This window comes from Lysinibacillus sp. LZ02 (assembly GCF_050613145.1).
Classification (GTDB): domain Bacteria; phylum Bacillota; class Bacilli; order Bacillales_A; family Planococcaceae; genus Lysinibacillus_B.
Genome location: NZ_CP192507.1, coordinates 1781533 through 1805374, shown reverse-complemented (window position 1 = coordinate 1805374; position 23842 = coordinate 1781533). Strand labels below are relative to the sequence as shown.

The following is a 23842-nucleotide window of genomic DNA, read 5'->3' as shown; positions in this document are numbered from 1 at the left end:
AGTACTTCTTGTCCTGCATACTGTTTTTGTAAGTCTTTTAAATCATTATGATATTGCCTATAGTACTTTTCTTTTTGCTCTTGTGATACACCAGCTTCTGATGCAAAAAACTGTTAAGCCAAATACACTAACTAAACTAAATAAAGCAAGAGGAAACATCCATCTGAAAATACATTTATAATGCATTCTTTTCTTCCTACTAGTTTGTTTAATTTTTAAGCAATATTAACTTATATTGATGGTACTTTTATCATACCAACATTAGTACCAAAATTACAAAGGTGGTTTTCCGAAAATTCTCTTTCTATATTACTACTTTTTCCGTCGGTGTCCGTCATAATTCTTGTCGGTGATAACGCAATATAAACAAAAAAGCCGGCATACTACTGTAATTGTATGTTTGAATTTATTATTTTTGACTGGGGTGCGGTGTTAGTGAATGGCGCGCTTTACAATGGGCAACGGATATTGATATTGAAAACAACTTGATTCATATCAACAAAACTAAGGGCCATTATGGATCAGGGGCTCCTAAAAACACCCTATTCTATCACCACCTAGAATATATATGTGCATTTAATCTTCCAGTATAACGATTGACTTTAACAATCAGCCTACATATTGCGTGCTTATCGTCTCATTTGCTAGCCTTTTGGTGAAAAATGAATGTTTTGACTGTTTACTGTAGGCTTTTGCTCGCGCCAGATTTTTTTGACCGGATACAGCGCCTTTTTGCTCGGATACCTTGGCTTTTTGACCGTTTACCGCAGGCTTTTGCTCGGATACGGCAAGGTTTTGCTCGCACCAGGTTTTTTGACCGTTCAATGTCGACAGTTTTAAGATGATTTATATAGGTTCCTCATAACATTTTTTACTTTACTGAAATTTACAGTGTCATCGTCAAGTCTAACATGTAATTGTTTGTGCAATCCCCCTATCCACCACAAAAAAACGAAAACAAAACTTCAATCACTTTTTGATTTTAATAGCAAGTACCGAAAAGCCAAAGTAAAACACTCCGCATGATACCCACTTTTCAGGGCATTAAAAAACTGTAGATAATCCCATCATTAATGAGTTTATCTACAGTCTATGGCTAGCATCTTTACTGGATGTTAGCTTTTTTGGTTACACCCTTATTTATCATCTTTGTACATATCCGTATAAAGTAGTTCTAATTTTTTCGACAGTTTCGCAAAAGCTGTTTGCCAAGCTTTGCGGGCTGTATCACCGTTTTCTGCCGGAATAGCTTCATATAAGGCATGTACCTCTGCTACCTTTTTTAGATCTGCCTCAGCCTGTGTTAGCTTCGAGTAGTTTTTCACGATGCTCTTTTCAGAAGTACTCAGCTTGTCATATGCTGCTCGAATGTTCAATACTTCGGCTTGCAAATCGGCTTTGTATACGCCACCTTGAAGAAGTGAATTGATGGATTCCACAATACTAAATGCCGTTTCATTAGACCCTTGTTGCCCTTGTTCTGCAGAAATAATCTTTTCACGAACATCTTCACTCACTAAATTCATTTGCTTGGCAGTTAGCTTAGCAAATGCCTTAATGATTGTTGTTGGATTACTAGCAAATGATTTATCATACTGCTTCATAAATGACTCTACTTTTTTCACATCTGCTTCTGCTATTTTTAAAATTGTAGCATTCTTGACAAGCTTTTTGTCGCTGGAGCTAAGGCTACTATATTGTTCAGAAAGTTGCTTAATCTCTGCTACTGTAGCTGTATATAGACCATTTATGACAAGTCCATCGATTTTATTGATTAACGTTGAAATGTCAGGTGCATTTTCATCTACAAGACGATTGTCTAACAGTGCTTCAAATTGTGGCTTGGCCAAATGCTGCTGATTTGCAGGCAATTTTGCATACGCCTTTTCTATAGATTCAATTTTTTTCGCTTGCTTCCCAACGTTCATTTCTTCACGAGCAGCCTGTACTTTCTTATGGAAAGATACGACACCTTTCACATCTTTACTAGCAGCCGTTAACAAATGATAGTTCGTTACATATTTTCGTGCAGCAGATGAAAGGTTTTTATAGGCTGTTGTCGCTGTATTTACTGCTGTTTCTAATTCTGTGAACGAATATTTTGTTATATCAGCAAACTTTGCGATATTAGCTTTTAGCACTTCTGCTGCCGCTTTATCAGTTGGCTCTTTCCCATTATTATCGACCGTCACATTCGGTGGATTATTTAATAACTGATCTTCATTATAAACAAGAGATTGCTGCAAACTTGTTAGTTTATTATAAGCATTTAAAGCACTGCTATAGCTCGATTTTAGTTTACTTTCTTTCACATCACTCATATTTGAAAGTGAAGTATATGATTCAATTTGTTTAATGACCTTCTCAGCTGTCTTCAAATCTTTTTGTAACTGGGTAATGCCTTCGTAGCCAACAACTTTAGCCGCCGAAGTTTTCGTTAAAGTTTTATACTCTGAGATAATACGGTTCACATTCGTCACATGCGTTTGCCATGTTTGTGCTGTCGGATTCATTGGGTATATATCGTCATCAAGATAGCTCGCAATTTCAGTATTTAAATTATTAATTTGATTTTCTTCAGCATTTTCTGCATCGAGCAATTTAGTAATATATTCTGCTGGCACTAGCTGTTGTTGCTTATATGTTAGTTTTTCATACGCAGTTCGTATTGATTTTGCAGCTGTTACTTGCTTATTTGGTGTATTACTTGTTGATAATTTATCGAAGCGTTTGATAAATTGTTCAATTTTTTTAATATCTTGCATTGCATCTTTTAACGTTCTATCTTGTATAGCAGATTGGTAGTTTTTAGATACCTTTTCAATATCCGCCTCAATGACTTCAATTTGCGCTTTTAATGACTCAATGCTATCAGCCTCGTACTTAATTAAGAAATTATCATATTTTAATAATGCCGTAATTGCTTGATTTATTCTTCTAACTTCTGCAATATCTGCAATATCAGTAGGTGCTTTCAAGATATCCTTAATACTATTAAATAACGTATCCCCTACATCTAAGCTACGTTGTAATAAGTCAAGCTTATCGTATGCCTCTTCGATGTCCTTTAAATATTTTGGCTTATCTTTCTCAACAACTTCGCCTGCTTTATTTACTTTGTCATTTAACGCACTTATAGCCTCTACATCAGCAATTGCTCGCTTAAGTACATCATAATTTGTGACATTTGCCTTTGCAGCGGCCGATAAGGCTTGATATTGACTATCTAATGCCTTCACTTCAGCTTTAAATACTTCAAAATCTGTCACATTATATTTAACATCACTTACACGTAAAGTTTGGATAGACTCAATCAATGTATTCGACGGTTCATTAGATACTGTTAACACATCCGAAAGATCTGACACCACAACTGATGCCCCTGCCTTAGCCGTTACTTTGACAGCAATATTGATCGTACCTTTTTCAATTGCATCTTTAGGAACTGTATAAGTATCCTCTGACGCACCATCGATAATTGTGAATACCTCTCCTACTTTATAAAACCACTCATAGCTATATGTAATTTGACTACTTTGTAAATCAGCCCCGGAATTATCAGTTACTTTCGCTCCTGATACTTTTACTGTTTCTCCTGGCGCTACAAATTTTGAAGCTGAATAGCCTTCAAAAGTTGGTGCCGCAATAGCAAGTGATAATGAACTAACTACACGTAAATCACCTTTATATACAGTTTCTGATGTTGATGTAGCTTCAACTGTAATTGTTTTCCCCGCCGCTTCGATTGGCACTTTAAAAGTAGCTTGTGTAGCACCCGAAATTGGTTTTTTCGTTGTTGCACCATCAGCTTCTGATGTTTCAACATAATACCATTGATAGCCATTTATGATCGTACCTGCAGGTAATCCCGTAATGGATGCTGTAAGTGTTTTATTTACAACGGCATCTCCTATAATTGAAATCGGGGCTAATTCGTCTGCCCCCGCTACTGCTGGGATAATAAATGCTGCTGGGATAGCTGCGACTGTGAAAAGTAATTTTTTATTCAATGTTGTTTAGTCCTCCTCTGTCCATCTATAAAAGTATATCGTTCACATTCCGTGTAACTTTATGTGTTTCACACAATCTACATAAAAAGAGCTATTTTCCACTGGATTTCACAACAAATTTCCACCTTATTTTCATTACGTGTTTTACAACCTTCCTTATTCACCACTCCTTCAATATTTAAAAGAATTATTCAACGTGCCAGTTAAAGCGAGTGCTGCATGATTAGAAAATACATCCCAAATAATTCAGACAACATACGGAAATGTATTGAGGAAAATGGAAGATACAATTATCGACACTTTTGACTACCCTATTAAAAATGGGGCTAATCTTTAACAGATAGCCCCTAAACTCTAATATATTAAGACAACCACTTTGGCGGTGTGTTTTTGCTCCAGAGTTCTAATCAATTCGTAATGAATAATTTTGCATATAATCGCCCCTTTAATATCAACGTTTAAATGCGTATTAGATTTTTATCGTATGTATTTTTGTATATTTAAAAGAAATGGTTTGGGGTACATTTGGGGTACCGATATTATTTTAATTAATAAGACCGCTTCCTATTTATATAGTAGAAAGCGGTCTTATTTTGTTTACGGGTGACTTTCTATTCATGAAGGATTCTTTTCTAAAATTCTTCCACCGTCTGTCCATTCATAATTATCCTTGTTCCCCATAATATCTCTTAACCTTTGTAATTGTTTAATTACTGCATCTATACTTTCGACCTTATTAAAAATAAACGTTACTGGAGCATCGTCAATTTCCATCTTATTTTTATCGAATGCAAATTCTTCACCTATCGGTCTAGGTTCAATTTCCGTAAACTGAACTATACTAGAACTTCTATCGCTCCTACATCCGATTCCGACTGAAATATCTCCTGTTCCGAATATTACTTGGACCTCATTATTGTTTATAATAGGCATAGTAAACCCCTCCGTTTACCAAAAGAACATTTGTTTGTATTTATATTAGAACATTCGTTCTTATTTGTAAATAAAAAATGCCCCCACAATGATCTCTGGATGGCTTTAATTTTTTAGTGAACAAAACCATCATTATCAAATTGATCAAACCATGAATCATCTATATCTTCGTCATCTTCCGCTTCTCTGTGTACGATACTTGTTGCATCATAACCAGCATCTCTTACAATTTTTAATAATTCTTCATCGCTAAAATCTGCACTTTCTCCTTCTGGGACAACAAAATAATAAACACCTTCTACTTCCTTACCGTCTGGAACTCGCCTAAACATAAAGCTAAAAATTGTGATATTCATTTTGTATTCACCTCCCCTTTCGGACATAATTCGAGAGGTGAATACAAAACCCTTTATAAGTACTCAAAATTAAAATTTAGCACAAAGCATTGACAAATAAATAGCCTTTATTTTTGATGTTACTTTGAAGTCATTGTATAAATATATTACTGAGTAAACCAATATAGATTCTAAAATATACCGACATTACACCGACGGTATAATTGTCGGTTGTAATGTCGGTTATACAAATGATAGATTTAGAGTAACTCGAGGGTAAATGAATTGCTATAGCAATAAACAAAACAGATAATTTATTTGGATAACAATTACGAAAGATGAGTTTTCGTCACTATATTAAAATGGTGAATTTTAGAACTAACGTAACAGAAATATATACTTAGGAGGAAAAAACGTGCAAACATTTTTGAAGAAAGGTCTGGTATCTATCATGACTTTAATCTTGGTTTTGTCTACTTTTGCTAACTTTACTTCTGCACAAGTTATAGATGTAGAAGAGTCATATGAACCAACAGAAGAAGAAATCAATGAATTAGCACAGCAACTAGAAGATTTACACAAGAATGGGTTTATTTTTGACGAGAATGGTGTTGTAATTGACTATAATTTTACATATCTAGAGGAAACTTTTGGTTTAAGTAAAGAAGAGTTACTCCCGACACAGCAAGTTGATGAAAAACTAATAGTTTGCGAATCTTTATCTACTTATGCTATTGTTAATAATCCAAACAAAGACAAAATTAATCAATGTATAAACGAAAAAATCAAAGAGAATTTTGGAGAAGTATTTGCCGTAGCAACTATCTCAACAATTTTAGGATTAATATGGGACGGGTTATACACTGAAGCAGCTAGCAAAATGCTAAAATTTTTGGCCAAAGGAAATGCTATTAGTATTGCGGGACAATTAATATGGTGGCATGGTACTTGTGTAAAAAAATATAATGGTTGGATATAAATCCAGTAGTTGGTGACTTTGATTTAACATTAAGAATGAGTAAAATGAAGAACTTTTCAAGTTCTTCATTTTGCTTATTATTTAATAGAGGGGACCGTTATTTCGACAGATACCTTTTAAAATACTGGTTACAGTAACAGGAATGTCCTGTTTTTCATAAAATTACAACTAATTTCCCCTAAATAAAAAGGAGAATAATAATGAGAATTATTTTGAAGTTTTTATCTTATAGTATTACCATCTTCATAGTGTTAATACTTTCCGATTACTTTCGATATAATGATTGGCAATGGAAAGACAACCTATTAGAGGCTGTTTTTTTGGGGATTTTTATTCCTTCCATGATGTGGCTTTGGAAAAGTAACAGTAAAGAGAAGAAAACTAATTAGATGTTTACATAATCGTTCCTATACTTTTCATATTATTATTTATTCTGTTAATGTAGGAATGATGTAAAAGGTTAACCTATATAAAAAAAGTTAAATAAAATATAAAAGTCCAATTTACTAAATAATATTAGGAAATTGGACTTTTTAATATTGTAATTCCCTTAAATTGTAAATCCTAATCCACCTTAATTTACCAATAATGTTAATAGTGATAACGGGCTTGTACTTATTTATTATTTGTTTTACGGTCAATGTAGGCAAATCCATAGCTGATTAATTCAGTGTCACTGTACTTTCCGACATTCTCATGTTCACTAGTGAACAGTTTTTCTTCCACGCCTTTTTTAATCATATTACGAGCTGCTTTACGACCTGTTTCATTCAAAAATTGCGTCACTATTGTTTCCTCCTTTTTTGGTGGTGCAGGTTTATCTAGTTTTTGTCCTGTAATTGCCTCAGCAATTACACGTGCTGTTTCTTTTACTTCTGTAATTATACGAGCGCGATCTTGTTCGTTTGATATAAATCCTAGTTCTAAAAGTCGATAGCTGATGCCTTTCTTTGCGCATATATTGAGGTTCAATAGGTTGTTTCGGTAGTCAAAGCCATCTTTACGCGACCACCCAACACGTTCTTTTATTGCATTTGCAAGCCGTAAGTCTAAGGGATCAGGCTTAAAATTTTTATGGATAATAACATGGCCACCTCTTACGTTGGTTTTGCTAGAGGCATCCATATGCAGCTCGATGATATTTTGGTATGGCGTAATGTAAATACCTTTACCTTTGTCAGTTTCCCGAAACATATTGAGGTTTGTATCGTAAACGTCCACATACGATGGGATTAGCGCTTTAATTTCTTTAGCTAATAATCTCATAGCGTCGCGCTCATTATGTCCCCCACCTACTGCTCCTGGATCTCCTGCACCATGCCCTCCTACAATTAAAATCTTACTCATTAAAACCACCCTCTTTTTTAGTTGCTTTTAACAAGTCAAATGTACCTGATGCTGTTAGTCCTGCAACAAAACCAGCTACTAGCATGACGTAAACCGGATAATCGAAAAGTGGGTAGAATATCGCACCCACTAAAATACCGATAACTACGGAAGTTATAGGCATGTATTGTGTATTAATTTTAAATGTTTTCTTTACTACCTCCGAAACTGCTAATACAATAGCTACAATTACTGCTGCGATCATAAAAATGTTTGTTAAATCCATATTTATGCACTCTCCTTTTTATAAGCATGTTTTTCGATACGGTCAACACGCCCCTCTAAAGTAGAAAGGCTTGCATTGATACCTTCCAAAGCATGAGCTGTCCGTTCTTGTGATTCATTCGAACGCTCTAAATGTGACATTAACGCCTTTTCCCGTTCTTTTGATTCTTCCCGATGCGACTGATCGAGTTGGACTAAATAATTGAAAATGTAGCGCCCAGCAAACAATGCTGCGAAAATTAATACGATGGATAAGTAAATCCATGGATTCGAACTATTCGCTACTTTTTCAGCGATACCTGCCCCTGTTACTACTAATAACTCCATTGCCCTCACCTCTTGAAAATAAAAATAGCACTGCTCGGTACAGTGCGTTGCTGAAACGTGATAGAATATAAAAAGCACCCTCGGGTGAGAGTGCTTAAAATTTCCCATTTAGAGAAAAATACGGTTTATCCGTTATAAGAATTTTAAATCCAAATTGATAAATCATATTTATCGTTTATTTTTCTTTGTAAATTTGCATGAGCTATTGCAATTCCTACACTGGTTAGAGTCATTCTATTCAATGAGGAATCGTACCAAAGATCAAAAAGCTGCTTAATTTTTGGATCTAAACTAGTTACAAAATCTTTAATTTCCCCCTCATTCATAATACGAGAATTCTGCAAATCCTTCATCTTTTGAATTAACTCTTCACTTGCTCCTGCTTCCAGACATATCTCTTCTAATTGTTCATCATTTAGAGATTTTACCTGAACGAGTTCTTTGTTATGGAAGCAAGGGATTAATATTGTTGAAGATAATACCTCGCCATTTACTAAATTTTCACACTCTTCTCGTGAAAAACCTTTAGAAAATATACCTTGATAATTCTGTCTAAAGGTTTCTTCTATCTTATTGTCTAAAACACTAATTGATCCACAACCAGTATACTCTAAATGTTGATAATATGAATTTTCTTTTGGTACATCCATGAAAGGAATAATCACATTTAAAAGATAACTTTTAAAGTCGTCTATATTTTTAAAATGTAATCTTCTTGTATATCTTAGTAAGAATACTAAAGATAAAATATCTAATTGTTCGTTAGTTAGTTTAGTCACTACATCAAGAGACTCATTTAAAACGATTTGGAGCAATGATCTATTGTCAATAGAAGCTCTATCCACCAGTATATTTACCAAAATTTCCAAAAGATCGTTATCTCCTGTTCTTGCGTATTCTCTTTGAGCAGTAAATAAAGCATATTGCATATCTGGATTGTTCATTTGATTTATACTATTAGGAAGCCGTTCGTTTAGTTCATTTAAAAATTTATCAGTTATTTCTTCTGCACGTTGTTTTGCAACACTTGCGGCATCCTCAGATAGTTGGTAAAAATTCGTTTTAAAAACATCTAATGCAATTTCTTTTGCTTCAAAATAGGATATTCCATGAGTAACATACATGTCTCCTCCAACTTGTAAAGAAGTTGAGTTATCACCGATTTTTTGTGTTTGATTATTTTTTATCATCAGTTTCACCAACTTTAAAATCTCTACCAACTTGAATAGCTGTAGAATTGTTACCAACTTTCTGCACCTGTTTTTTATTCTTCGTTTTTGTAAATAGAGTAATAATTGTAGAAATAATAAACAATCCTACACCACTAAATACCCATTCTTTATTCTCTATTAACCAATCCATATAACTCGCCTCCTTTTATTCAGGATAAGTTGTATGGTTAAATTTGTCTACATTTGAACTGTTCGAAATCTGACAAGTGGATATTTTTCGAAAAAATAATCCTTATGATTGCATATTGAACATACATGCTCAAATTGAGGTGGATTTGCAGACCAATTATTTTTTCCTGTAGATAACATCTCACCTTCACCACATTTATCACAAGTATATTTTACGCCAATTGGTTCAACTTTATATATTTCCTCCAATTCCCCTAATCCTCCTACTATTTCGTTTTCATTAAATATACGCATAAAAAATACACCACATCGGGTGTTATCATTTTTATGCTATTGAATTGATTTCATGCTTACTAAGCATTTTGAAACAAATGTTAATGTTTATTGTCCCAATTTCCCTCGTCTAGCTCTATCGATTTAACACAATGATCTTTGTCGATAAAATTTAAGAGCCAACATACAAAACGGCACACAGAGCATTGTGGACGTTTGCCCATACGAGATGATAGAGTTTCGTCAGGATATCCACCTAATAACGTATTAATAAGTTGATCAACAGCGATAAATAGAAACCAAAAATACCGTTTTACCATACTATCGCTCCCACTTGCTCTTTTGTAGTAGCATTGTTAACTTGTTGCAATAACTGATTATACTTAACAATATTAGCGTTTTGATGTTGCAGAGCTGCCAACGAGACGATATCAAAAGTACCGCTGTTTAAAACAATACGGACTCGCTCTCCATTTTGATATGCAGTCCATTCAATATCAGTAATTTTATTTGCTAAGAATAGTACAGCCGTGCCTGTGAACCTTGATTGGGCCTCCATATCGTAGCTAAACCCATACTCCGTACCATCTACAATAGCTTTAAATCGTCCTAGTATAGTGTCTCTACAAGCTATATCCAGTTCCCTAGCTTTCTCCTGCTTGATATCTGACAGAGTTTCTGCTTCCCACCAGCCCCGCTCCACACTGTAGTACATTTCACGCTCGTCGAACTTAACACCATCCATTCCAGTAAAATAATCTAACTCCTCGTCGCTGTGAATTACACTAATTATCTCGCCATCCAGAATCGCTACCTTTTTAAGCATATTAAGCGCCTCCAATCTCTACCCAACCAGTGTTAAAGCTACCACTAGTTCCTGTAGTCTTTTTATACAGTTTGGCGTTTATAAAATCATACAATAACCAACCACGCATACCGTAGACAGAGCCGTTAGGATTACCCTCATAGACTATAACATTAGTCGTGATTCTCCACGGATTCCAGTCATACGGATATGAGAAACTCGTGGTACGTGTGAATCTGAACACTTCCGTACCTAGTGTAGTTGTATAGTTACTATATACGTGAACTGTCTGCGTGATAATAGTAGAGTATTTAACAGTCCTTATTACATATCTGAAGGATGTCTCCGAAGTCATCGTGTACCCTAGTAAGGTACGTAACAATTCATTACATTCTAACTGCGTAGGGTGCGTAGCATTAACATTGACAGGGTTTACCGTCTCCCCTTCTGAGTATACTCCCGCATGTGAACTTAAAAGCGTTCCATAAGTGAGAGCGAATTCTGCGTTTAAAGTAGTTCCGCTTATCCCTAGACCTATACCAGGCGACTGCACTGCAGTATGCGCTTTATCTAACAATGCCTGTACGGTTACGTGTAAGTCTGCTTTTGGAATACCCGTAGATGGCTTTTTGTAGTAGTCAGACTGCCTATCCCAAGCCGACCAGGTGCCATTATAAAGGTTACGAGTAGCTATATCTCCAAAGCCGTGGTATTTAATCGCTAACTGTGCCTTATTTCCCGATGTACCGTAGAAGATCGTTATAATATACCAAAAACTTCCGTCTGGTGTTTTCGTTGTAGTTAAGATGCATGGTTCAGTTGTGGTGTCGGGGTCAATGTGGCTACCACCATCCATATATTTTGCTATCGAACTAATTTTTGCGTTCCAATCAGCGCGCTCTGTTTTTTTGATATGAATATCATTATTGTCCTTATGCTCAGTAACTTCATTTTGTACATTTTGAATGGCTTGCGATAAAGTTACTAAATCGATATCGCCTAAAGCATCAGCTAGAGCCTTTAATACTGCATCGATTTTGTCCATGTTAGCATTGGGTACACTGACATCGTAAAATTCTTCCGCTCCCGGTTTCGCTAGGTTGTAATTGCTTGTATGTGTAGTCGGCATTACGTCATCACGTCCTCTCGTAATTGTTTATGCGTAAAGGCAGCTAGCTGGGCATGTGTATAGCGTACAAGTGTGCTGTGCTGGTTGTAACGTAGCGTTACTTCAAGTATCATGGTTTGCGGTGTGATACGCTCAAGCATCAATTCAACTGCCTCAAACTGCCCCTTCACCGACAGTTCCAAACGGACCTTAATCCACTTGTCAGCAACATTACGTTCATACGTATATTTTCCCTCACCCAGCAGGCTATCAAGTAGTTGCTTAAGCACTTTATTAGTGTATGGGGCTTGCTCTTGATAACGAGTAAGCAAACGGAAACGACGCGTTTCAATGCTATCCGTCCCAGGCACATTAATCTTTAGTGCTTTTTCACGTCGAGAAAGACCGTCCTCAGTAGCTGTTAAAATGAAGCGGTCTTTCATGATATTTTCGATTTTTAACCATAACGCATCTAAAATAGGCTTTTCGACTTGAGCGCATTTTTGGATTTCCTTAATCTCCTTTAAAATTTCGGGAAAGTAATCAAGATATGCTACCTCTCTAGCCACTTACAACACCTCGTTCCGGTATGCTTTCAGCCGACAGCTGTATGTTTGCTGTGCCACCGTTTAGCAGTGTTCCCGTAACATCCAGTACACCCGCAATACCTAAAAGTCGTGATTCTAAGTGACTAGCGCGAACAACGATGCCTGCATTATCGTTCTCGCTTTCTGCCCACTCTTGAGCTAGTTCAGCGAAATAATCATCAATCATTTCCTGTACAGCCGATTGAATGTCTGCCCATGTCCAGCCACTTTGATAAGTGATAGTGAACGTTATATTAATTGTATTTTCACTAACTCCAAAAACAGTGACAATATGGTCAATAGGAGCAAACCCTAACCCTTCACCCTGTGCATACAATGGATCTGCAGCTTCTTGCACATCGTCTACAAGTGTTTGAGATGGTTTTTGATAAAGAGAGTTGATGATAACGAGCTTTACTGTACCTCCACCATTCCAGGCACGGTATACACGCACACCACCTACACCAGCTTGAGCAAGTGTTTTTTCTTTGTAATCAGCCCTATTTCCGCCGAAAGCAATTGAGTTGAAACTGTTAAAATAGCGGCGGCGCATAATTTCTGTGTCCTCGTCATCTTCACCTGGTACTAACAGTTCTACAAGCTCAGCTGTTTGTAGATTGTCGATGTAATCAATCGGAATAAGCGCACCGTACTCTAAGTTACCTTCTGTTCCAACAGTTTCGCACTCTAAAATAAACTGACCATTACTAATACGTTCAAGTACAACATAATTTAATTGCCCTAAGCTAAAGCGCGAACCAATTGGCACATCAACGTTAAAAACACCACGCCATTTTGCTGCAGAAGCTAATTTCGGCTTTAAGCCACGCTCAGCCATCAACAAAATTAATTCCTCTCGTGGTGCTGTATCTGCATACATGACGTCTTTAAAATTTTTAAGTGTAGCGAGCATTTGAGTGGTTTCAATTGTATTAACCACGGTTGCGTTAAAGAGTGGAGACGTTTCGCGCATGTCTAATGTGCCATCTAAGTTCGCCTTCTTAATCGCTTGTAAATCTTCAAATGTTGCATCTAAATTAAGTGGCGTGGTCATTGATATTTCACCTCTCTCTCTGCCTCAACAGGTCCATAAATCGTATGAGCTGTATATCGTACATGTACCGTTCCCTTTCCTGTTGTAACAACAAAGCTGTCAACTGCTGTAATCCGGTCATCCTGCAGTAAGCACTCTTTAATTCGGCGTGGTGCTTCACTAGCTACGTAAGCAGTAGGCTGCCCGAATAAATCTTTAAGCTCGATAAAATTGTTCCAACTGTAAATAATGTGATCATACCGTTCGATTGAGGTCATTAAAAAAATCGCCTGCTTTACGGCTTCACGTTCATCGATAAAGCCAGCACAACGATTTTTTTCAAAGTTTATATAATGTGTTTTGGAGGGCTCAATAACTTCCTCAAAGTCTGCTGTTAATCCGTCATTAATTTGTGGTAGCATCAAGCCACCTCCTTATCGATAACAAGATATTGCTGGCCGCCGTGTTGCCGAATCATTGTGACTTTATCACCAACTTTCAGCTCATTATAAATCGTGCAATATTGGCGAGATCCACCGGCAATGCGTATTTCGGTATCATACGTTGTAACAGCTCGCGTTAAGATTAATTGTTCTTTCTCTAAAACTAATTTTTGGTCCACACGTATACGTAACGGCATAAGACTGTCGACCGTCCCGTAAACAACTCTAGTGAGCTTTTGTGCCTCGATAGCCGCAAGAACGATTTTACGAATCGATTTAATAAAATCAGACATATCACGCAACAAAATCACCACCAATCAATTTAAGGTCCATTTGGTGCTTAGATTCATAAAAATTGTGTTTTACCGTTTCAACCAGCATAAAATTAGCTACAGTTAAATCCCCTAAGTACATTTGCACCCCCAGTGTTGAACCACCTCGCACACGGGGATCACCAAACACTTTATTAATGTGTAATTTGCGCGACTTACGGTTATAGAGAGTAAGTAATGTATCAGCTTTTGCCTTACCATTTTCGCCCTCATCTAGCGTTTCGGTGAATTGTAACACACCCCATTCAGCTATTTTATTGCTATCTTGTGCGATAAAGATTTCACGTTTACCCGTCTTTTTGTTTTCACGGATCAACTTAATTTTGTTGTACGTATTTCCATCAATCGAAGTCGTATACTCAAACGTTTCACCGCTATCTTCGTCAACTAAAATATCAAGTTTAAGCTCTTTGATATTACGATAACAAAGCGCGCCATAATCATCATAAAGCACGAAAATGTTGCCGGTATGTTGCGTTGTCAAAACAGTCGCATTATCCATGATTGTAAATAGTTCCTGATTGTCCTCGACATGTGAAGGAATCACATACTTTGTATCTACAATAATGCCTGCTTTAAGCTTAAAGTCCGCTATCAGCATTTGTAGTACTTGAGCAGCTGTTTTTCCTTTATAAACGTATGTGTCCTTATTTTTAAAGTAGCGTAGTTGATCATAAGCTGTGACATTGATAAAACGATTGCTTGTGCGCTTTTTTGTAAATACAAAGCCTAAAAATAATTGATGGCCGTCGTATTCAAAGCGAACAATATCACCTTCATGAAATCCTAGTGTTTCGTCTTTTGCAACCTCAAAAGTAAGTTTACCTGGCTGTCCTTTACGATGCGTTTCCCAAGTAATCGGCTCTTTTACAGCAACTTCAAATGCACGACCACGGGATAAAATATAAAGTTTATATTTACTCAAGTCGTATCACCTGCCCTACTTTGATAACATTTGGATTGGCCATATTATTAAGTTTCGCTAATTGTGGATATTTAGAGCCGTCACCGAGATAGCGTTTTGCAATAGCCCAGAGCGTGTCCCCTTTTTTTACCGTATGCATTTTCGGCTTCTGCTTACCTTGAATGCTACGTGTTTTCTCAACTGTTACCTTTGTATTGACAGTAGATACGCCTGCAACTTGTTGAATAACAAGTTTTTTTGTACCAAAAGGTTTAAACTGCTTCAATGTGATAGCTACTCTGATGTCAAAACCTTCTTCTGCGTCATCCTCTGGTACATATTCCTCTAAAGATACAGTCATATTCGTATCAAATAATAAAGAGCCATCCGGTTTCGTCCGATTAAGGATGAATTGGAAGGGCTCTTGAGATACTTTTAATTGTTCTAATACATCGAGATAGTACGACGCTGGTTGATAACCGTTTGGATAAACAGCATAAGGATAACGGTTATTTGGTAAAACTAATTCAAATTGGATATCCGTTAAGCCGGGTTTTTTAAGGATGTTTACTTCACCTTCATTAATGAGGGTGACAGTTTCGTTTTTATTATTAATTGTCATCGTCATCTTTGGAGGTGGTACGGGAATCTGTATATTATTAAAAAACATATTATACATCGTCGTCATCACCTCTTTCTGCTAATGTATATACTAATTCTTCGGCTTTTTCACCGAAACGATCGATGAGACCATCAACATCCGTATCGTGATGGATGTGGTTTTCGTTTTTCATTTCGAGTTTTACTTCCGCTGTTGTGTAGCGGTTAATGGATTCGCGTTCGGCAAGATCACGTAAATATTTTAATTCATCGACAGTACCTTCCATCGACTTAGCCATTTTCGCTGTATTACCTGCTGTTTCGTTGTCAGCAGGTGAACCTGTGTTTGCTATGTCACCAAGACCTGCAAGAATTTCATCCCATGGATTAGTTTCCTCTGTCTTTTCTTCTCGAGGGTCACCGCCGAATAAATTAGCCCCCCAGTTATAGCCCTTATCCCAAGCAGCACCTAAAGATTTCATTTCCATTCTTGGAGCTTCCCAATAATCAGCTGGTGCTTCTCCTACCCAGTCACCGAGTTTCCCTTTAATATTCTCTAAATCAGTAGTAATGGATTCTCTATGAGAAAACTCTGAAGCTTTTTTTATACCGATTTTTGCTGAAATATCGTCGGGTAGTAAGTCTACAAACCAATTCCAAGCTTTAATAGCACCATTTACAGCTGTGATTATAGCGTTAACAAAGCCAGTAGCAAAATTATCCCATCCACTAGTCATGGAAATAGCATAATCTAAAAATGCACTAGCTAGATTATAAAATAATCGTTTCACGCTATACGTGGTGTTTGTCCCAACATTAACAAAAAATTCAAAGAATGAAGCTATAATGTTCCATATCAATGCAAATCTATTATAGATATATGATGCTAAAACCATGAATGCACCAGCGATTATGCCTGTTGCGCTGATAGAAGTGCCTGCGAAGTGATTGATAGCACCAACCGCTAAGTAAAACAAAGTTATCAAAACGATTATCGCCGCAATAAACAAACCAATAGGATTAGCTGAAATAGCAATACTTAATGCTGCCATTGCTGCTGTAAAACCGTATGTCGCAAAGGTAGAAGCAACAGTTGTGGCTACATACCACAGATTACGTATACTAGCCGTGGCTGTCATTAATATATTTATAGCAATTGCACGATTAGCCCATAACCAAGCTATTGAATTGGCTACAAGTGCCGCTGTGACACCTCCAACGATAGGACCAATAATTGACCAATTATCGTACACAAAAGCGCCTGTATCAATCATAATATCGAACACTTCATTCGTAACTGCCGCAATCATATACATGGAATTTGTAATGTTATTTAATAAAGATTCCATACGCTCACTATTAGCAACATCGTTAATTTTTTGAAGTATAGGTTCAAATGCTTTAACCGCTTTGTCGGTCATAATCGTCCAAACCCCCGACCACGTATCCGGCATGGATTCAAAAGCTGCGTTTGTTTCTTGTGCCGCATAAAACATGGAATTTTTAATTATTTCTGCTGTAATTACTCCATCAGCAGCTAATTTTTTTATGTTTGAAGCATCCATATTAAAAACATCTTCCAAATATCTTTGGATATTAGCTACAATCGGTTGAGCATTATCGAGAATAGCATTTAGTTCCTCACCCTGCAGTCTTCCCGATGCCATAGCTTGTGTAAGTTGAAGCATTACAGATTCAATCCCTTGGGCTGACGTACCAGCAATAGCGAAAGTCTTATTCAACTGTTCAGCAAAAGCAATAATTTCTTGGCTATTATTAAATGCAGCAGCAGCTTGTGTACCTAACTTCCCAACCATATCAGCAGTTGCTTGATAAGGGGCAAAGGTGCGCTGGGCACTTTCATAAATCATTCTTTGAAGTTCAGCGGTAGTTTGCAAACCATCATTCATAAGCTCTAAGCGGGCTGTAGTATTTATCATTTCATCAGACAAGCCAACGACCCCTACAATTGTTTGTATCGATAAATAAGCACCCACAATAGCTAATAATTTACTCAACATCGCATTGGCAGCCGATGTTCCTTCACGTATGGAATCATTAAATCTGTCTTGCTGATGATCAGCTTCTCGAATTTGTATCTCAATCTCATTAAAAGCTGACTCAGCACGTGCCAATTCACGTCTTGCAATTTCTATACTGGACGCATCAATTGCATTACCACTAGCTCTTTCTAAATGCTCGAAGCTATTAATTGTCGCTTGCATTGCTACATTCATAGCACCAAATGCTTGTGATAAATTGTCTTGAATTTGAATTGCAGTGCGAATAGTTGCCAAATTACCACTCCTTTTTTCCATAATAAAAAGCACCCATTAAACGAGTGCTTTTAAATACTAAAAATAATTTGAATCATAAGTGAATTTTGCTATACCGAAGTTTTTATTTTCAATTTCTAAAATCCATACTTCTTCAACACTCTCAGATACCTTTTCATACCTAAGAGCATAGTTTGTATCAGCTTCTTTTCGCATGCTTGATTGCGGAGTAATACCAAACATTGAAAAAATATCTTCTTTTTCTTCAAAACTCATAACTGTATCATCATAACCCATGTAATTACCGGAATAAACATTTAACCTAACTAGAACGTCATCGAATAATATAAATTCATACTTATTCCCTTCGTAAATGTATAGTTTCCCAACTATACTCTGGTTAGTTCTTGAAACCAACCACTCAAAATCTTCAATTTTCTCAGGTTCCCCCATAATTTCTACCAGTTTTGAACTACTGATTTTACTGAATTGTGTTACATCAATAACTTGTTCAACTGTACTTTTACTAGTATTCTCGGAAGAACAAGCAGCTAATGTAAATAAAAACAATACGACTGCGATAATTTTCAGTTTCATTTACTATCTCCTCCTCCAAATAAATATACATAATTTGGAGAGATTAGCCCATATCTTTTACATAATTACCACCCCTTTCAATGAAAAAACACCCTCATGTGAGAGTGTTTAAAACATAACTATGCAGATTTTTTAATTTCTTTAATACGATCTAAAATCATCTCTCCCATTTTTCGAACATATTTATCGTCACTTTGCATGAAAGTACCGTAATCTCTAAGAAAATATAAATCTACTAAATTCATTTCCTCTAATTCTTGTCTCCATCGAATTGCTACATCAAAAACTCGCTTCATGCCCTAGCCCTCCTGATTTTGAGGACATCCGCTTTTAGAACTGGACGAAAACTTAGAAACGAGTTGGCATAATAAAATACTTAACAACAGTTATAAAAACAGGCTGGCGACAATTTGTCGCTAGCCTTTTTCTCCTCTCAATAATTATGTTAGCAAAAAAAGTGCGCCCTGTTGGCGCCCATTTAGCGCCCTTTCCTATGCCACTTAAAAACCTCCAGCACATGTAAAGAAATCTACGTGATTACATTTCAATAAATAAGAGTTCTTACTCCTTTTTAAAGATAAAAAGACCCCATTAAGGTGGTCTTTTTTGATAATCCATGCTATCCTATTTATCTTTTTAATATTCCTTTACTTCAAACCAGACTATTTTATCCTTAACGATATATTCTTTAATTGATTTGAAAGGTGGTTCTGGTGACTTCACTGTGAATATATAATAATTGCCGGATTCCGTGGCATACCAATTAATAAAATTATTAAATTCACTCTCTATTAAATGGTATTCTTTTATTTGGTTATTCAACAAATGAATTCTGAGTATTATATTACTATTTTCCACTGGAGTTTCTTCGTTATGTTTTAAAGCAATTTCATTGGAATCTTTACTTTCTATTCCTTCAACAATTGCTGAGATAACATAATAATATACTACCCCTTTTTCTATATCCTTGTCTAAATACGAATTAGCTGCGATATTACTAGAAATATTAGTGTATGGACCACCTGCAGTTGTAGCTCTTTTAACATTATACCCTGTTGCATTTTCTACAGAGTTCCAAGTTAAAAGATTACCTTCATCTGTTACATTACCTTCAAGTACGGGAGTAGTAATTTCTGTCGAAACTAAATTACCATCTAAATCTATGTCGATAGCATCAATGCTAGTATAAACCCCATCTTGAGTCGATTCTATTTTTACTTGATGTAGCCCTTTAGATAGATCTAATTTTTCAAACACAATTACTTGATTACCAGAACCAATACGTTCTGAATATTGATAAACCTCACCATCAATTGTTATTTTTACATCATTTGAATGGTCTTTTGCTACAAAAGCTATAATTCTTAGTTTACTTCCTATGAAGTTAAAGCTGTAGTAATCATTCTTCTTTGCTGTATGATGTCCAGTATTTTCGTAAAACCCATGTCTGGACGCTGCATCGGCACTAATAAAATTTGTTTTTATAAATTCATTTCTATCGTCATACCTCTGCCACCCTTCTTCAGGTTGTAGCAATTTCTCTCCTATAGATGCTGCTTGGACTTCGTTTGCACCAATTGGTAATAATGATACCGAAAATAGCATTGCAAAACATAAAAATAAAATCCCTAACTTTTTATTCAATTTAACCCCTCCTTATACACAAATATATATAATTGTAATATATTAGTAAATATTTTTTTGCATAATTCTCCTTCTTTCGACGAGTATGGAAGTCTATAAATTCACTAATCATCCACTCTATTCTGTATAATATTTACAGATAGAGGAGGTGAGATTTATGAATAAATTTGAAAAACACTTACTACATTTGGCTTTAGAAAATTTCCGAAAGAATGGCAGTTCTTATACGGAATTTCAAACACAAAATCAATATGAACTTTTTTATTACACAGAAGCTGCAAACTATTTGTATGAGAATGAACATTTAATACCACACTCTGACAACATCACTTCTCATTCAATTGGTGTGCTACCTGATGATATGTTACTCTGTTACGAGCTAACAGATGAGGGCTTATCTGTTGCTAAGAGCGTTCAGGATAAAGATCTTCAACGTTAAGTTTAAATGCTAACTCAACAACAATTTCTTTAGGTTTCTTCTCGAGAGTAAGCTTGTGGCGAACACATTGCTTGAATTCTTCCACGCTCATTCTTTGTAATTCAGCCAATAGTAACTCAGAAAACTTTGACATCTTTTCTCCGACATCTCTTTCATGAGAGAAGATGTCGGCTTTTTCCATTAATTCGCCAATATCCAATGCCAGACCCCCTTTCTACCGCTTTTTACTCTTAACTCGCTTAGCTTCTTTCTCAGCTTTTTCATCAGCTTCCTTTTTTAACTGAACTGCTGCAATAACGAAAGCTTTTTCCCACTTTGGTAATGAATCATATTCCGACGGCCACTTATGAAATTTATGCAAACAATAGTAAGCAATATTTGAATCATAGTCGCCGTCGCTAATTAGTTTTTTGCTTCTTCTACAGCCTCATCCATGCCAACGTCAAAGCCGTTCGCATTTTGTACGATTTTTAGATATTCGGCATATTCACCAGGTAAGAGCATCTGTTTAAGAAGAGCTTCAGCACCCATCACACCATATGAATTCTGTAACTCAGTGCTATTTAAATCCGGAAATACAGTACACTCAACTGCTAAACTAGCTAAATAACCATCGTAATCTGTTGTAGGCTGGAATACATTTTTCTTACCTGGAACCGGTAAACGTTTAGTATGTTGTTTACGTAATGCTTCATCACGGTCTGACGATACTGCTCCTACCTGCCATTTCATTGCTTCCTTTGTATCAGGATCTACGAAACGTTTTGATACAACATGCTCCTGTGTCTCAACTTTCAATGCGTTTTGCGCTAAAAATGCAGTTAAATTACTCATATATAATCACCTTATCCTTTTAGTTTTTTATTAAAAAGAGCCCACAAAGTGAGCTCAAAATTAAGATTGCATTGTGTTTAATATATTAAAGCGTTCTGGAAGTTCTATGCGCTCAAAAGTAAAATCGACCGTATCTTCCAGATATTCCGCATCTGCATCGAGTAAAGCAACAATACCACCATCCATATTGCAATCCTTCAAAATCGTGGTTTGCCTACCTACAGATGAATTTGCATCCTCATTTGTTACTTGAATATCAAAGTAAACATCTTCACCCGTTTCTTGATAACGATAAAGTAACTCTCTGAAGATAGACGTATTGTAATGGAATGTAGCTGAGCCTGTTCCTTCCCAACCTGTAGCTTTATTCCCTTTACCGGTACGCCCCATGATTGGAACCTGAGTTTTTGTTTTATCGACTCGTGCCTCTAAATTAATAAGTTGTGCAAATAAATAACGATTTCCTTCGATTGTTACATACGCTCGCCCCTGTGCACCATGAATAGCATCGCGAGCGTGCATTGTTAAATCTGTCATAACTCTTCCCCCTCCTTTACGCTACCGTAGTCGTAATATAAAGTTGCGACATTGCCACTGTCGGCTCTACAACTTCATTAACAACAACAGCCTTTTTCGAATCACCTTGTGCTACTGCGAGTTCTTCTTTGTTGTAATTTTGAATGGCACGAATACGTTGCATTTCTAATCGGTGTGAACTGATATCATTCCATAAAGAAATACGCCCGTCTTGGTCATTTGGTACCTTACCTAAATAACGAGTATTGAATAGGTTAGCTGTATCAATAGCAATCTGATCTAACACACGAATAACTTGGTTCATACTGAAATCCTCATTTTTATCTGGTGCAAATGAAGTGAACGTATTTACATCTTCAAGTACCCGTACTTCTTCACCGACACGATGGAATACGTACTTCCCAGCTTTTAAAAGTGCTGTAAGCTGCGACTGTGTTTTAGTCTCAGACATATCAAGCGTGTGCTCACCAGTGTATGTTTTGTTTGTATTGGATTTATTGACCGCAACCCCAGCTTGAACACCTGTTGCCCAATAAACAGCACCGAATACTTCCTCACTTTCACCGATAGCATCATTTTGGACATCAATAATACCCTCATGGTCCATCTTGCCGAGCTTATGACCGACTAATTGGAATTTACCACCCACTACATCACGTATACGTTTTGTGTACTCAACATAAAGTGATTTGATTGTTGGCTCACTCGACAAGCAACCGAGCGTGTTAAAGCCATAAGCCTCTAATGCATCTAGCGCCTCTTGGTGCGCTCCACCTGTAATAGCAGAACCGTTTGAGCCTCCGATTAATGGTGTACCAGCTGTAACCGTTAATGTGGCATCAGGCTTAAATACGACAAAATCATTTACTACTAAATCAGCAGCCGTAGCAACAGCCATTTGCTCATCGACTAGTACATTAGCAATTAGTGTTTGTACATCGAACTTAGTGGGTTCATCCACATTTGCTTGAATCACGATTGTAATATCGTTCCCACGAATCCCTTTGTATTTTGCCGTAGCATATGTGTTAGAAGCAGCTACAGCATCCACAGCAAGCTTGTAGAAAAATACAGTAATCGCATTTTTAAATACATCTCGAATACCTTTTAGCTTTGGATCTGTGTAATCATAACCAAAGATTTTACGTGAATCCTTTTGTAAATCTTCCTGTGTTACAGCAAATACATCGCCATCTACGCCCCAATCTAATGGAATGGGTAGGCCGACATAGCCACGGTCTGATAGATTGACGAATGCGCGAGCAGCACTAATAAAATTGTGATAAGTGCCGGGCAATACTTTGTTTTGTGTTAAAAATGGACCTCCGCCTAACATGTAATCTCTCCTTTTTCACATAATAAAAAGCGCCATCACAAGCGCCTAAATTACATATCTGAATTTTTGGTTCTTAACTCTACTCTTGCAATGATTGATAATTTTCGTCCTTTTTACACCCGTAGTTCGTTCGCACTCTCTAACACTAATGAAAATTTTTCCTGTTTCTACACATAGAACTTGTTTTCTATTAGGTTGATTTGATTGGTTATTAATAATCGTTAAATTCGAATGACTTTTACCAAAGAAACCGTTATTTTTACCGAATTTAGAATCTACTATCGCCTTGTTATATCCTTTTGGCTGAATGGTATCCATTTTTTGAATCCAATACGCTTCTCTTTCATTCAATTCCTCAAGCGTTTTGCAACTCTCCAATTTTTCAACTTTGAAATTACCTTCACCAAATTCTAAAATAGCTTTTCCAACAAGAGACTTTTTGTATTTATGTTCAGCTATTCTAGCTCTAACATTTCTGGTTGTTTGACCGATGTAACTTTTACCATTTAATTTATTAGTAATCTTGTAAATTATCATC

Annotated in this window: 28 protein-coding genes; 2 read left to right on the top strand and 26 right to left on the bottom strand. The window is 36.4% G+C overall.

The features are described from left to right. Nucleotides 1-1136: 1136 nt before the first annotated feature. The 3 genes from ACQQ2I_RS08765 to ACQQ2I_RS08755 form a co-directional block, all read right to left on the bottom strand. Nucleotides 1137-4010 (bottom strand): hypothetical protein, encoded by a 2874-nt coding sequence (locus ACQQ2I_RS08765; RefSeq protein WP_431030147.1) that lies wholly within the window; start codon nucleotides 4008-4010, stop codon nucleotides 1137-1139. A gap of 615 nt (nucleotides 4011-4625) precedes the next feature. Beyond that, the gene (locus ACQQ2I_RS08760) at nucleotides 4626-4943 is read right to left on the bottom strand and encodes a hypothetical protein (RefSeq protein ID WP_431030146.1); all 318 of its coding nucleotides are present in this window, start codon (nucleotides 4941-4943) and stop codon (nucleotides 4626-4628) included. 113 nt (nucleotides 4944-5056) lie between these two features. After that, nucleotides 5057-5299, bottom strand: coding sequence for a hypothetical protein (locus tag ACQQ2I_RS08755; protein ID WP_431030145.1), 243 nt, complete (start codon nucleotides 5297-5299; stop codon nucleotides 5057-5059). A gap of 394 nt (nucleotides 5300-5693) precedes the next feature. Between ACQQ2I_RS08755 and ACQQ2I_RS08750 the strand changes: the two genes are divergently transcribed. Then, on the top strand, nucleotides 5694-6257 hold the full coding sequence (locus ACQQ2I_RS08750; RefSeq protein ID WP_431030144.1) for a hypothetical protein: 564 nt from the start codon (nucleotides 5694-5696) through the stop codon (nucleotides 6255-6257). A gap of 615 nt (nucleotides 6258-6872) precedes the next feature. Here ACQQ2I_RS08750 and ACQQ2I_RS08745 read toward each other — a convergent pair. From ACQQ2I_RS08745 to ACQQ2I_RS08660, 18 genes are all read right to left on the bottom strand, one after another. Then, on the bottom strand, nucleotides 6873-7604 hold the full coding sequence (locus tag ACQQ2I_RS08745; RefSeq protein WP_431030143.1) for an N-acetylmuramoyl-L-alanine amidase: 732 nt from the start codon (nucleotides 7602-7604) through the stop codon (nucleotides 6873-6875). Then, on the bottom strand, nucleotides 7597-7869 hold the full coding sequence (locus tag ACQQ2I_RS08740; RefSeq protein ID WP_431030142.1) for a holin: 273 nt from the start codon (nucleotides 7867-7869) through the stop codon (nucleotides 7597-7599). Before ACQQ2I_RS08740 ends, ACQQ2I_RS08745 begins: the two co-directional genes overlap by 8 nt. Nucleotides 7870-7871: 2 nt before the next feature. Next, on the bottom strand, nucleotides 7872-8195 hold the full coding sequence (locus tag ACQQ2I_RS08735) for a hypothetical protein (protein WP_431030141.1): 324 nt from the start codon (nucleotides 8193-8195) through the stop codon (nucleotides 7872-7874). A gap of 143 nt (nucleotides 8196-8338) precedes the next feature. Continuing rightward, the gene (locus ACQQ2I_RS08730; RefSeq protein ID WP_431030140.1) at nucleotides 8339-9385 is read right to left on the bottom strand and encodes an LPO_1073/Vpar_1526 family protein; all 1047 of its coding nucleotides are present in this window, start codon (nucleotides 9383-9385) and stop codon (nucleotides 8339-8341) included. Then, nucleotides 9372-9557: a hypothetical protein gene (locus tag ACQQ2I_RS08725; protein ID WP_431030139.1), complete on the bottom strand. Its 186-nt coding sequence runs from the start codon at nucleotides 9555-9557 to the stop codon at nucleotides 9372-9374. Before ACQQ2I_RS08725 ends, ACQQ2I_RS08730 begins: the two co-directional genes overlap by 14 nt. A 47-nt stretch (nucleotides 9558-9604) precedes the next feature. Next, nucleotides 9605-9850: a hypothetical protein gene (locus ACQQ2I_RS08720; RefSeq protein WP_431030138.1), complete on the bottom strand. Its 246-nt coding sequence runs from the start codon at nucleotides 9848-9850 to the stop codon at nucleotides 9605-9607. A 292-nt stretch (nucleotides 9851-10142) separates the two neighbouring features. Then, complete coding sequence (locus ACQQ2I_RS08715) at nucleotides 10143-10655, bottom strand: hypothetical protein (RefSeq protein WP_431030137.1); 513 nt, start codon at nucleotides 10653-10655, stop codon at nucleotides 10143-10145. 1 nt (nucleotide 10656) lies between these two features. Next, nucleotides 10657-11763, bottom strand: coding sequence for a hypothetical protein (locus ACQQ2I_RS08710; RefSeq protein ID WP_431030136.1), 1107 nt, complete (start codon nucleotides 11761-11763; stop codon nucleotides 10657-10659). Continuing rightward, nucleotides 11763-12311: a putative phage tail protein gene (locus ACQQ2I_RS08705; RefSeq protein WP_431030135.1), complete on the bottom strand. Its 549-nt coding sequence runs from the start codon at nucleotides 12309-12311 to the stop codon at nucleotides 11763-11765. Before ACQQ2I_RS08705 ends, ACQQ2I_RS08710 begins: the two co-directional genes overlap by 1 nt. Next, nucleotides 12304-13383, bottom strand: coding sequence for a baseplate J/gp47 family protein (locus ACQQ2I_RS08700; protein WP_431030134.1), 1080 nt, complete (start codon nucleotides 13381-13383; stop codon nucleotides 12304-12306). Before ACQQ2I_RS08700 ends, ACQQ2I_RS08705 begins: the two co-directional genes overlap by 8 nt. Next, nucleotides 13380-13784, bottom strand: coding sequence for a DUF2634 domain-containing protein (locus ACQQ2I_RS08695; RefSeq protein WP_431030133.1), 405 nt, complete (start codon nucleotides 13782-13784; stop codon nucleotides 13380-13382). Before ACQQ2I_RS08695 ends, ACQQ2I_RS08700 begins: the two co-directional genes overlap by 4 nt. Then, on the bottom strand, nucleotides 13784-14098 hold the full coding sequence (locus ACQQ2I_RS08690; protein ID WP_431030478.1) for a DUF2577 domain-containing protein: 315 nt from the start codon (nucleotides 14096-14098) through the stop codon (nucleotides 13784-13786). The genes ACQQ2I_RS08695 and ACQQ2I_RS08690 overlap by 1 nt, the downstream gene beginning before the upstream one ends. 1 nt (nucleotide 14099) lies before the next feature. After that, nucleotides 14100-15062, bottom strand: a complete 963-nt coding sequence (locus tag ACQQ2I_RS08685; protein WP_431030132.1) for an XkdQ/YqbQ family protein — start codon at nucleotides 15060-15062, stop codon at nucleotides 14100-14102. Beyond that, on the bottom strand, nucleotides 15055-15720 hold the full coding sequence (locus ACQQ2I_RS08680; protein WP_431030131.1) for a LysM peptidoglycan-binding domain-containing protein: 666 nt from the start codon (nucleotides 15718-15720) through the stop codon (nucleotides 15055-15057). Before ACQQ2I_RS08680 ends, ACQQ2I_RS08685 begins: the two co-directional genes overlap by 8 nt. Continuing rightward, a complete protein-coding gene (locus ACQQ2I_RS08675) occupies nucleotides 15713-17938 on the bottom strand; it encodes a tape measure protein (protein WP_431030130.1) in 2226 nt (741 codons plus the stop codon). Before ACQQ2I_RS08675 ends, ACQQ2I_RS08680 begins: the two co-directional genes overlap by 8 nt. 57 nt (nucleotides 17939-17995) lie before the next feature. Beyond that, entirely contained in the window at nucleotides 17996-18514 is a 519-nt protein-coding gene (locus tag ACQQ2I_RS08670; protein WP_431030129.1) for a hypothetical protein, read from the bottom strand. 119 nt (nucleotides 18515-18633) lie between these two features. Beyond that, complete coding sequence (locus ACQQ2I_RS08665; RefSeq protein WP_431030128.1) at nucleotides 18634-18810, bottom strand: hypothetical protein; 177 nt, start codon at nucleotides 18808-18810, stop codon at nucleotides 18634-18636. 340 nt (nucleotides 18811-19150) lie between these two features. Then, nucleotides 19151-20158 (bottom strand): hypothetical protein, encoded by a 1008-nt coding sequence (locus tag ACQQ2I_RS08660; RefSeq protein WP_431030127.1) that lies wholly within the window; start codon nucleotides 20156-20158, stop codon nucleotides 19151-19153. A 157-nt stretch (nucleotides 20159-20315) separates the two neighbouring features. Here ACQQ2I_RS08660 and ACQQ2I_RS08655 point away from each other — a divergent pair, with 157 nt between their 5' ends. After that, nucleotides 20316-20597 carry a hypothetical protein gene (locus ACQQ2I_RS08655; protein WP_431030126.1) on the top strand — a complete coding sequence of 94 codons (282 nt, stop codon included), beginning with the start codon at nucleotides 20316-20318 and terminating at the stop codon, nucleotides 20595-20597. Here ACQQ2I_RS08655 and ACQQ2I_RS08650 read toward each other — a convergent pair. The 5 genes from ACQQ2I_RS08650 to ACQQ2I_RS08630 form a co-directional block, all read right to left on the bottom strand. Further along, nucleotides 20563-20796, bottom strand: coding sequence for a hypothetical protein (locus tag ACQQ2I_RS08650; RefSeq protein WP_431030125.1), 234 nt, complete (start codon nucleotides 20794-20796; stop codon nucleotides 20563-20565). The two genes, ACQQ2I_RS08655 and ACQQ2I_RS08650, sit on opposite strands and share 35 nt — an antisense overlap. Before the next feature lie 203 nt (nucleotides 20797-20999). Further along, nucleotides 21000-21431, bottom strand: a complete 432-nt coding sequence (locus ACQQ2I_RS08645; RefSeq protein ID WP_431030124.1) for a phage tail assembly chaperone — start codon at nucleotides 21429-21431, stop codon at nucleotides 21000-21002. A 60-nt stretch (nucleotides 21432-21491) separates the two neighbouring features. Next, nucleotides 21492-21968 carry a phage tail tube protein gene (locus ACQQ2I_RS08640; protein WP_431030123.1) on the bottom strand — a complete coding sequence of 159 codons (477 nt, stop codon included), beginning with the start codon at nucleotides 21966-21968 and terminating at the stop codon, nucleotides 21492-21494. A gap of 16 nt (nucleotides 21969-21984) precedes the next feature. Further along, entirely contained in the window at nucleotides 21985-23304 is a 1320-nt protein-coding gene (locus tag ACQQ2I_RS08635) for a phage tail sheath family protein (RefSeq protein ID WP_431030122.1), read from the bottom strand. Nucleotides 23305-23349: 45 nt separating this feature from the next. Continuing rightward, on the bottom strand, nucleotides 23350-23841 hold the full coding sequence (locus ACQQ2I_RS08630; protein WP_431030121.1) for a GIY-YIG nuclease family protein: 492 nt from the start codon (nucleotides 23839-23841) through the stop codon (nucleotides 23350-23352). Nucleotide 23842: the final 1 nt, after the last annotated feature.